General features: G+C 69.0%; 8 protein-coding genes. 2 read left to right on the plus strand and 6 right to left on the minus strand.

Annotated features, from left to right (window positions below; all coding sequences use genetic code 11):
- The coding region (locus CCR97_RS03275) for an SOUL family heme-binding protein (protein WP_201159295.1) at nt 1-392 on the plus strand (392 nt) is incomplete at its 5' end.
- Between the two features lie 112 nt (nt 393-504).
- Nucleotides 505-978, plus strand: a complete 474-nt coding sequence (locus tag CCR97_RS03280; protein WP_111358952.1) for a DUF411 domain-containing protein — start codon at nt 505-507, stop codon at nt 976-978.
- A 37-nt stretch (nt 979-1,015) separates the two neighbouring features.
- On the opposite strand, the gene CCR97_RS03285 is transcribed toward CCR97_RS03280, so the two are convergent.
- The 6 genes from CCR97_RS03285 to CCR97_RS03310 all read right to left on the minus strand — a co-directional run.
- Nucleotides 1,016-2,464: a tryptophanase gene (locus tag CCR97_RS03285; protein ID WP_111358951.1), complete on the minus strand. Its 1,449-nt coding sequence runs from the start codon at nt 2,462-2,464 to the stop codon at nt 1,016-1,018.
- A gap of 267 nt (nt 2,465-2,731) precedes the next feature.
- The gene (locus CCR97_RS03290; RefSeq protein ID WP_170145971.1) at nt 2,732-3,190 is read right to left on the minus strand and encodes a PIN domain-containing protein; all 459 of its coding nucleotides are present in this window, start codon (nt 3,188-3,190) and stop codon (nt 2,732-2,734) included.
- The gene (locus tag CCR97_RS03295) at nt 3,190-3,438 is read right to left on the minus strand and encodes a type II toxin-antitoxin system Phd/YefM family antitoxin (RefSeq protein ID WP_111358949.1); all 249 of its coding nucleotides are present in this window, start codon (nt 3,436-3,438) and stop codon (nt 3,190-3,192) included. The genes CCR97_RS03290 and CCR97_RS03295 overlap by 1 nt, the downstream gene beginning before the upstream one ends.
- A 91-nt stretch (nt 3,439-3,529) precedes the next feature.
- Entirely contained in the window at nt 3,530-5,962 is a 2,433-nt protein-coding gene (gene gyrB, locus CCR97_RS03300) for a DNA topoisomerase (ATP-hydrolyzing) subunit B (protein WP_111358948.1), read from the minus strand.
- 389 nt (nt 5,963-6,351) lie between these two features.
- Nucleotides 6,352-6,891, minus strand: a complete 540-nt coding sequence (locus tag CCR97_RS03305; RefSeq protein WP_111358947.1) for a peroxiredoxin — start codon at nt 6,889-6,891, stop codon at nt 6,352-6,354.
- 37 nt (nt 6,892-6,928) lie between these two features.
- Nucleotides 6,929-7,369, minus strand: a 441-nt coding sequence (locus CCR97_RS03310; RefSeq protein ID WP_201159296.1) for a carboxymuconolactone decarboxylase family protein, incomplete at its 5' end; no start/stop codon positions are given.

Here is a 7,369-nt window from a genome sequence, read left to right on the forward strand (position 1 = left end):
CCCCGGTGACGGTGGCGCCGGCCCCTGTCGGCCCGGCGGCGGCGGCCGACGCGCCCGACGTCGCGGGCGGCGACCGCGACCGCGACCGCGACGGCGGCCCGCGCTGGACCATCCGGTTCTTCATGCCGCAGCACTTCACCCGCGACACCCTGCCGGTGCCGGACGACCCGGGTATCGCCATCGTCGAGGTTCCGGCCGACACGGTCGCCGTGATCAGGTTCTCGGGATCGACCGCGCCCGACGCGGTGGAGCACCAGGCGCGCCTGCTCGCCCGCCTCCTGGCGACCACCCGGTGGCGTCCCCTCGGCGCCCCCTTCGCCCAGTTCTACGATCCGCCCTGGACGCTGCCGCCGCTCCGCCGCAACGAGGTCGCGATGCGGGTGGAGGGGTAGGGGGGATGCGCCGGAGCGATGCTGTAGCCTGCGAGCCGCTCCGGGGCCGATCCCGGACGGAACCGAGGTCCAGGTCCCGGCACAGCGCGGACCGTTCTCCAGGAGATGTCCCATGTCCCACGGCAGGGTGACCAGGCGCGGGCTCGGTGCGCTGGCGCTGCTCGCGGCGGCGGTCGCGTCCGGCGCCCCGGCGCGGGCGCAAGGGCGTTCGGTCCGCGTTCACAAGGATCCGTCCTGTGGCTGCTGCACCGGTTGGGCGCGCCATATGGAGGCGAATGGCTTCGCCGTGACCCTGGTCGACGTCGCCGATCTCGATGCGGTCAAGTCGCGGTTCGGGGTGCCGGACGAGCTGCGAACCTGCCACACGGCCGAGGTCGGCGGCTACGTGATCGAGGGGCATGTTCCGGCGGCGGCGATCGAGCGCCTTCTGGCCGAGCGGCCGGCGGCCGCCGGGCTCGCCGTGCCGGGCATGCCGGTCGGCTCGCCCGGCATGGAGGGCGGGACGCCCGAGACCTACGAGGTGATCCTGTTCGGTCCGGGCGTCCGCCGCGGCTACGGCCGCTTCCGCGGCGCGTCTACGGTCTGACCGCGCCCCGGGTGCCGCCCCGTCCGGGCCGCCGCCCTCACAGGCTGTCGCCGAAGTCCGCCCGGAACTTCGCGACCAGCCGCTCCTGCCAGTCGGAGACCGGCTTGAGGAGGCCGTAGAAGAAACGCAGCACCTCCGGCTCCTCGACGAAGGTGAGGCCGCCGACCAGGCGGCGGTTGGCGTGCAGCCACGACAGGCGGTCGATCGCGTATTTCACCTGGCTCAGCGTGAACACCCGGCGCGGCAGCGCCAGGCGCACCAGCTCCATGTTGGAGAACACCTCGCGGCCGTCCGGCTCGCGCTGCTCGGAGAGCGTGCCGCGCTCCATGCCGCGGATGCCGGCGGCGATGTAGAGGGCCGAGGCGAGCGCGCCGGCCGGATACTGCGACTGCGGGATGTGATCGACGAAGCGCTTGGCGTCGACGTGACAGCCGAGCCCGCCGGGCGGCGTGATCACCGGGACGCCGCGGCGATCCAGCTCGTCCACCATGTAGGCGATGAACTGCGGCCCCTGGTTGATCATGTCCTCGTCCATGGTCTCTTCCAGACCGACGGTGAGCGCCTCGATCTCGCGCACCGACATGCCGCCATAGGTGAGGAAGCCCTCGTAGAGCGGGACGAGGCCGCGCATCTTCAGATAGACGTCCTTGTGGCGGATGCAGATGCCGCCGCCGCGCGCGCAGCCGAGCTTTCGCGCCGAGAAATAGATGATGTCGCACAGATCCGCGATCTTTCGCGTGATCTCGCGAATCGTGAGGTCCTTGCAGGACGGCTCGCGCGTCTTGTTGAAGTGGAGATTGTCGGCGAGCAGGCTCGCGTCCATCACCAGCATGATGCCGTTCGCGCGGCACACCGCGCTGACCGCGGCGAGGTTCTCGATCGACACCGGCTGGCCGCCGATCAGGTTGGTGCCGGACTCGACCCGCACGAAGGCGACCTTGTCGGCGCCCCATTTGGCGATCACGGCGTTCAGCTTGCCGATGTCCATGTCGCCCTTGAAGGGCTGGCGGCTCGTCACCTCGAGCCCGGCGTCCGACACCAGCTCCTCGACCACGCCGCCCTGCAGCGTGATGTGCGCCTTGGTGGTGGTGAAGTGATAGTTCATCGGCACCACGCTGCCGGGCGTCACCAGCACCTTGGCGAGGATGTGCTCGCAGGCGCGGCCCTGATGGGCGGGCAGGAAATACTCCATGCCGAAGATGTCGCGCAGCTTCGTCTCCAGCCGCGTGTAGGTGGCGCTGCCCGCATAGGCGTCGTCGGCGACCATCATGGCGGCGAGCTGCTGATCGCTCATGGCGTTGACGCCACTGTCGGTCAGCATGTCGAGGAACACCTCGTCGTTGGGCAGCAGGAAGGTGTTGTTGCCGGCCTTGGTCATCACCTGAAGGCGGCGCTCGATCGGCGGCAGGCCGAGCTTCTGGACGATCCGCACCTTGTGCATCTCGAGCGGAATGGTCTCGTCGCCGAAATACCTGATCTTCGACATGGGTCTCCCCCGGTTATGAACGTCTCGAAAATGAATGGGTGCCCGGCCGGCGCTTCGCAGACGCCGGACGACGATGGCCGGGACGAAGCCGTCCCGGCCACGTCCCGGATGTCGCCGGGCCGAGCCATCTGGTGTTCGGGCTATCGAAATACCGCTACGGGAGCAATTCCGTACTTCCTCGGACCCCAAAACGGGGAAGGATGTTGCGCACAGGGAAGGAAGCCCGCTGCAATCGCGGCCAACGCGGAGGTCGCCCGCATGCCCCGTTCACGAGGAAAGATCTGCGAGGCGCGGCCCTATGGGATCGAGCCAGTCGACGCCGAGCGCAGCCATGTGCCTGCCGTTCCGGGACAGGAGCTGGAAGCCGTTCACAGAGGCCGTCGCGGCCACGATGGCATCCTCCGAACTCGGAGCCGTGCCCGCGCCGACTGCGGCGTACAGCAGCTCGCCGGCCTTGCGGGCGATCTCCACCGAGACCGGAATGATCCGCGATCCGTAGATCGTCTCTGTCGCCGTCAGCCAGCGCTGCAGCTTGCCGGCCTTGGCGGTGGCGCCCTTGGCGATGCACTTCGCGATACCGAACCGGACCTCCATAACGGTCACGACGCTGAAGTAGAGATGATCGTGATTTCGAATGACCCAGTGACGCCAAGCCTCGACGTCCTTGGTCGCGACCGCAGAAGTCGGGCTCGTCAGTGAGAGCACATCGGTGTCGAGAACATACATCAGAACGCGTCTGATCGACCGACGCGAGCCGGCCGTCGGTCGGGGAGGTCGTCGGGATCGATCGGCGCGCCGGTCACGAGGTCGGCCATCGTCGGATACTCGGCCGCGAGCCGCTTCCATGCCGACTCGCTCACGACGACGACCGGCTCGGCGCCGCTGCGCTCGATCCGCTGCGGCCCGTCCGTCACGGCGGCATCGATAACGGCGGAAATGTCGGCCTTGGCATCGGCCATCGACCACGACTTCATGGCGGCCTCTCCGTCTCGATCTCTACGATAGGTCGTGCCCCCGAGACCAGCAAGGGATGGTGAACCGTCCCCGCCGGTAGCGCGACCCGCCTCAGATATCCACGCTGGCAGCGAGCGCGTTCTCCTGGATGAACTCGCGGCGCGGCTCGACGACGTCGCCCATCAGCTTGGTGAAGATGTCCTCGGCCTCGTCGACCTCCTTGATCTTCACCTGGAGAAGCGAGCGGGCGTTGACGTCGAGCGTGGTCTCCCACAGCTGGTCGGGGTTCATCTCGCCCAGCCCCTTGTAGCGCTGCAGCGCGACGCCCTTGCGGCCGGCCGCGATCACCGCCTCGATCAGGTCGATCGGGCCGTGGATCGGCGTCTCGTCGCCCTTGCGGCGGAGCACGCCGGGCCGCGGATAGACCTGCTGGAGGAGCGGCGCGAGATCGTCGAGCTTCTTGGCCTCCAGCGAGCCGAGCAGCGCGCCGTCGATCACCGCGACCTCCTTCACGCCGCGCACCGTGCGCTCGAACGTGAAGCCGTCGCCCTCGACGAAGCGACCTTCCCAGCCGCGCTCGGTCTCGTCGGCGAGCGCGTCGAGCCGGCGCGCGATATAGGCGGCGGCGCGGTCGGCGCTCTCGCGGTCGAGCGCGATCGCCGGATTGAGCACGCCGGCGATGGCGGCCTGCTCGACCACGGCGCGGCGGTAGCGGCTGTGCAGGCCGGCCAGCACGCCGCGCACCGTGCGGGCCTGGTCGATCAGCAGCTTGAGGTCGGGGCCGGCGCGGTCCTCGCCCGAATGGGCGCGGAACACCGCCTCGTCGAGCCCGGTGGCGATCAGATAGTCTTCCAGCGCGCGCTCGTCCTTGAGGTACTGCTCGGACTTGCCGCGGTTCACCTTGTAGAGCGGCGGCTGCGCGATGAAGATGTGGCCGCGCTCGACCAGCTCGCGCATCTGCCGGTAGAAGAACGTCAGCAGCAGCGTGCGGATATGGGCGCCGTCGACGTCGGCGTCCGTCATGATGATGATCTTGTGGTAGCGCAGCTTGTCGGCCGAGAACTCCTCGGAGATGCCGGTGCCGAGCGCCGTGATCAGCGTGCCGATCTCCTGGCTCGACAGCATCTTGTCGATGCGGGCGCGCTCGACGTTGAGAATCTTGCCGCGCAACGGGAGCACGGCCTGGAACTCGCGGTTGCGGCCCTGCTTGGCGGAGCCGCCGGCCGAGTCGCCCTCGACGATGAACAGCTCGGACTTCGCCGGGTCGCGCTCCTGACAGTCGGCGAGCTTGCCGGGCAGCGAGGCGACATCGAGGGCGCCCTTGCGTCGCGTCAGCTCGCGCGCCTTCCTCGCGGCTTCGCGCGCCGTGGCGGCTTCGACGACCTTGCCGACGACAACCTTGGCCTCGCTCGGATGCTCCTCGAGCCAGGACGCCAGCGCCTCGTTGAGCACGCCTTCGACGGCGGGGCGGACCTCCGAGGAGACCAGCTTGTCCTTGGTCTGCGACGAGAACTTCGGGTCCGGCACCTTCACGGAGAGGACCGCGGTGAGGCCCTCGCGGCAGTCGTCGCCGGTGAGGGCGACCTTCTCCTTCTTGGAGACGCCGCCGGATTCCGCGTAGCCGGTGATCTGCCGGGTCAGCGCCCCGCGAAAGCCGGCCAGATGGGTGCCGCCGTCACGCTGCGGGATGTTGTTGGTGAAGCACAGGACGGTCTCGTGATAGCCGTCGTTCCACCACATCGCGCACTCGACCTCGATGCCGTCGCGCGACGACTTGATCACGATCGGGTCGACGACCAGCGGCTTCTTGTTGCGGTCGATGAAGCGCACGAAGGCCTCGACGCCGCCCTCGTAGTGCATCTCCTCGCGCTTCTCGACGGCGTGCCGCTTGTCGGCGAGCACGATGCGCACGCCCGAGTTCAGGAACGCGAGCTCGCGCAGGCGATGCTCCAGCGTCCCCCAGTCGTACTCGGTCATCGTGAAGGTCTCGGTCGAGGCGAGGAACGTCACCTCGGTGCCGCGCTGACCGCCGGCGTCGCCGACCACGGCGAGCGGCGCCACCGCCTCGCCGTGCCGGAACTCCATGAAATGCTCGTGGCCGTCGCGCCAGATGCGCAGCTTCAGCCAGCTCGACAGCGCGTTGACGACCGAGACGCCGACGCCGTGCAGGCCCCCCGAGACCTTGTAGGAGTTCTGGTCGAATTTTCCGCCGGCGTGGAGCTGGGTCATGATGACCTCGGCGGCCGACACGCCCTCGCCCTTGTGAATCGCGGTCGGGATGCCGCGGCCGTCGTCCCGCACCGTCACCGAGCCGTCCGGGTTCAGCGTGACCGACACCTCGCGGGCGTAGCCGGCCAGCGCCTCGTCGATGGCGTTGTCGACCACCTCGTACACCATGTGGTGCAGGCCGGAGCCATCGTCGGTGTCGCCGATATACATGCCCGGCCGCTTGCGCACGGCGTCGAGGCCCTTGAGGACCTTGATCGACTCGGCGCCGTAGTCGGAGCCGTCGGAGGGGATCTGCGAGGGGGTCGTGTCGTCCATGCCGAGGCGCTTTGGGTGTTGTCCGGAAACCGGGTCTGGCTCTGGAGCGGGGGGCCTGAAACGGGCCGTGAATGCGATTCTGGACGCAGCCCGGCGGCCGGATCGGGACCGCGTAATCCGTCACCCTCGTGTGACACGAAAGCGGGGGCGCGTACAGGACAATGTGACTGTCGATAAATGGTTATTGTAAAAGGAGAATTCAAGAGATTTCGCGGCGCCGCGCAGGCCCCTCCGGCAAGCCGTACGGCGGGATCGCGCGAGCGCGAATCGGTCGCTCCGGAAAAGCCTCCGAAACGGTGTCGAGAGACCACAAAAGCGACGCCCGCCGCGGCCGTCGGGGCCGGGCGGGCGTGATCGAAGCAGGCGATCGGGGGCGTCCCGAACGGCGATCAGGCGACCTTCAGGACCTCCTCGCCCTTCTGCCAGTTGCACGGGCACAGCTCGTCGGTCTGCAGCGCGTCGAGCACGCGCAGGACCTCCTGCGGATTGCGGCCGACCGAGAGGTCGTTGACCGAAACGAAGCGGATGATGCCCTCCGGGTCGACCACGAAGGTGGCGCGCAGGCAGACGCCTTCCTCGGCGTGCAGGATGCCGAGCGCGGCCGAGAGCTCGCGCTTGATGTCGGACAGCATCGGGAAGGGTAGGGCCTTCAGGTCTTTGTGGTTCTGCCGCCAGGCGAGGTGAACGAACTCGCTGTCGGTCGAGGCGCCCCAGATCACCGCGTCGCGGTCGGCGAACTCGCCCTCGAGCGCGCCGAAGGCGGCAATCTCGGTCGGGCACACGAAGGTGAAGTCCTTCGGCCAGAAGAACAGGATCTTCCACTTGCCCGGCTCGCTCTTGTCGGTGATCCGCGTGAAGGCGGAGCCGGGCTCGATGGACACCACGGCCTGGAGGTCGAAGGCCGGGAGCTTGTCACCTACGGTCAGCATGGTCGTCTCGAAGTCCTTGCGAGGGTGGTCGGGGGTTTCAGGCGAGCGCCGGCGCGGCGCTCGGGGCAGGGGAGAGAGCGGTCGCGGCGGCGGCGTCCATGACGGTCGTGGCGGCGTGGACGACGGCGGCGATGCGCAGCACCGCCTGGATGGCCGGCAGAGCGACGGCGTGCTTCTTGGCGCCCTCGACATGCGCCCGCACACAGACCTCGCAGCCCTTCACGGCCGAGGCGGCGAGGCCGAACAGCTCGAAATCGGCCTGGGCGATGCCGTGCTTCACCATTGCGTTCATGCGCAGGCCGGCCGGCAGCTTGGCGAGGTCGGCGTCCTCGGCCATGTGGACGGCGCGGTAGTAGACGTTGGTCATCGCCATCAGGGCGGCGGCCGTGCGGGCCGCCTCGGCCGTCCGGGCGTCGAGCGCCGCGGCCGCCTCGGCCTCGATCGCGGCGAGGAGGCGCGGCTGGCGGGCCGCGACGGC

Source organism: Rhodoplanes elegans, from assembly GCF_016653355.1.
Lineage (GTDB): Bacteria > Pseudomonadota > Alphaproteobacteria > Rhizobiales > Xanthobacteraceae > Rhodoplanes > Rhodoplanes elegans.

Excerpts from the sequence above, each read along its gene's own strand:
- CCR97_RS03280 (WP_111358952.1), top strand. The coding sequence starts at position 505 with ATGTCCCACGGCAGGGTGACCAGGCGCGGGCTCGGTGCGCTGGCGCTG.
- CCR97_RS03285 (WP_111358951.1), bottom strand. The coding sequence starts at position 2,464 with ATGTCGAAGATCAGGTATTTCGGCGACGAGACCATTCCGCTCGAGATG.
- CCR97_RS03290 (WP_170145971.1), bottom strand. The coding sequence starts at position 3,190 with ATGTATGTTCTCGACACCGATGTGCTCTCACTGACGAGCCCGACTTCT.
- CCR97_RS03295 (WP_111358949.1), bottom strand. The coding sequence starts at position 3,438 with ATGAAGTCGTGGTCGATGGCCGATGCCAAGGCCGACATTTCCGCCGTT.
- gyrB (WP_111358948.1), bottom strand. The coding sequence starts at position 5,962 with ATGGACGACACGACCCCCTCGCAGATCCCCTCCGACGGCTCCGACTAC.
- CCR97_RS03305 (WP_111358947.1), bottom strand. The coding sequence starts at position 6,891 with ATGCTGACCGTAGGTGACAAGCTCCCGGCCTTCGACCTCCAGGCCGTG.